The 2,314-nt window shown below is 38.0% G+C and carries 2 protein-coding genes; both read right to left on the bottom strand.

Going from position 1 to position 2,314, the window contains the following annotated elements; all coding sequences use genetic code 11:
* Positions 1-415, bottom strand: a 415-nt coding sequence (locus tag V7083_RS22940) for a TerC family protein (RefSeq protein ID WP_438823767.1), incomplete at its 3' end; no start/stop codon positions are given.
* A gap of 270 nt (positions 416-685) precedes the next feature.
* On the bottom strand, positions 686-2,218 hold the full coding sequence (locus V7083_RS22935) for a carboxypeptidase M32 (protein ID WP_335482436.1): 1,533 nt from the start codon (positions 2,216-2,218) through the stop codon (positions 686-688).
* Positions 2,219-2,314 lie beyond the last annotated feature (96 nt).

Below are 2,314 nucleotides of genomic sequence, written 5' to 3'. Positions count from 1 at the left end.
TTGCTACAGCAGCTAGAATAGAGTCCACTGCAAATGCGATATCCGCGATTTCTACTTTTAAAACGGTGGCCCAGAAACCACTGTGCTTCTTAACCGACTCATCCTCATGCTTTTCTTCCACTTTTCCTTTAAATATTTTTCGGAAAATATGATTTATTGCCATAAAGATTAGATAGAGCGCACCAATGGCTTGGACCTGCCACACATCGACCAGAAACGATATCACAAATAATGAGGCAAAGCGAATTACAAAGGCCCCGCCTAATCCGTAAAATAGGGCTTTTCTTCGCTCTTCTTCCGGCAAGTGTTTTACCATAATCGCCAGCACCAAGGCATTATCCGCTGCCAGAAGCCCTTCCAGTACAATTAATACCAGCAGAACCCACCCGTATTCCAGAATTAAAGATACATCCATCATTTTTCCCCCATTTTCTCTTCAAATTTAAAATAAAATAGGCCTTTACCCATATCAGGTAAAGGCCTAAAAAAGCATAGAAAAAGACCTTTACTGTATAGTAAAGGTCTTGCTAACAACGTGATGTTGCCAATAAAGCCGGAGATTTTCATCCCGTAATGACGACTTTATTGTAGCAGCTACTCCCCTTTAAAAGGAACTATTTAATTACTATAAATATATATTGATATGTTTGGAATGTCAATGAAAGTTTTATAAGTTTGCAACTTTTTAGAGTTGATATACCTCAGAATATTTCTTCTCCATATACTCCACAAGATAATCAGCATTTAATTCTTCGCCGGTTACTTTTACAATTAATTCATTTGGAGTATAAAGTTTTCCATATTGATGGATATGTTCCTTTAACCAGTTTTGTAGCACATCGAACTTTCCATTTTCAATATCTCGATAGAAATCTGGCAGTTCTTTTTGGATGGTGTAAAGGATTTGAGCAGCATATAGATTCCCTAGTGCATAGGAAGGGAAATATCCGATCCCGCCAAATGACCAATGGACATCCTGTAAAACCCCCTCTGTATCAGTTGGAGGTATGATCCCCAAATAATCCTTCATTTTTTGATTCCAAATGGCTGGAAGGTCTTTCACCTCAATTTCTCCTGCCATTAGTGCTTTTTCAATTTCATAACGGACCATGATATGCAGATTATAGGTTAACTCGTCTGCCTCAACACGAACCAAAGAGGGTTCAACTGTATTAACAGCGCGATAAAACTCTTCAACTGTCATCCCATTTAATTGCTCTGGGAAATACTCTTCTAGTTTCGGATAAAAGTGATTCCAAAATTCTCTGCTACGACCAACCATATTTTCTAAAAAGCGGGATTGTGACTCATGAATGCCGAAAGAAGTTCCGCTTTGCAGCACCGACTCCTCAAACTCAGGATTAATATGTTGTTCGTAGATTCCGTGGCCCGATTCGTGAATGGTACCAAATAATGCTGATCGAACATTATCTTTTAAGTATCGTGTTGTTAGACGAACATCCCCAATATTGATGGTTTGGGCGAAGGGATGCACCGTTTCATCTAGTCGGCCAGCCTGTGTATCAAAGCCAATTAATGGCAAAATATAGCGATTAAATTCTTTTTGTTTTTCAATATCAAAATCCTGGTTAAAAACCTCAACCAGTGTCTTTTTCCCATGCTGTTGAATCCGTTCCAATAATCTCACACTAGATTCTCTTAATTTTGCAAATAACGGATCAAGGATTTTTACGGTCAGTCCAGGCTCAAATTCATCCAACATAGCATCATACGGATGTTCTTTATAGCCATAAAGTTCTGCAAACTGTCGTTTGAACGAAACGATTTTTTCCAAATATGGTTGAAAACGTTCAAAGTCATTGTTCTCTCTCGCCTCTTCCCAAGCATCATTTGCCTGGGCTGTTAACACGGAATATTCTTGGAAAAGGTCAGCTGGTATGGTTTTGGATTTTTGATAATAAGTATGGTACTCTCTAACCTTGGCTTTCGTTACTTCATCAAGGAGATCTTGGTTTTTTACTTCGGTAAGCGTTTTCAGTAAATTCCCCATTTCTTCAGAAATGGAACATTTAAATATCTCGGTACGTAATGTTCCAATTGCCTTTGCAAATACATTTCGCCCCTTTTTCGGTGCCATAACCTTTTGATCCCAATCAGCTAAACCCAATATGCTGGAGAAATGGGTTATTTTTTCGTCTAAGGCTTGAAACTGCTCTAACGTTTTTTGTAATTCCGGACTTACCACTTTCTGTTCCATTATGTAGACCTCCTAAACATCTTCTTTTAAAAGAAACCATCGGTCTCCCTTTTTCATTATAAATTAAAAATTCAAATTTTGAATACTATTAATAAC

This window comes from Bacillus sp. JJ1764 (assembly GCF_036962145.1).
Classification (GTDB): domain Bacteria; phylum Bacillota; class Bacilli; order Bacillales; family Cytobacillaceae; genus Neobacillus.
The sequence above is the reverse complement of the archived record's forward strand: the minus strand, read 5'-3'. Positions and strand labels throughout refer to the sequence as shown.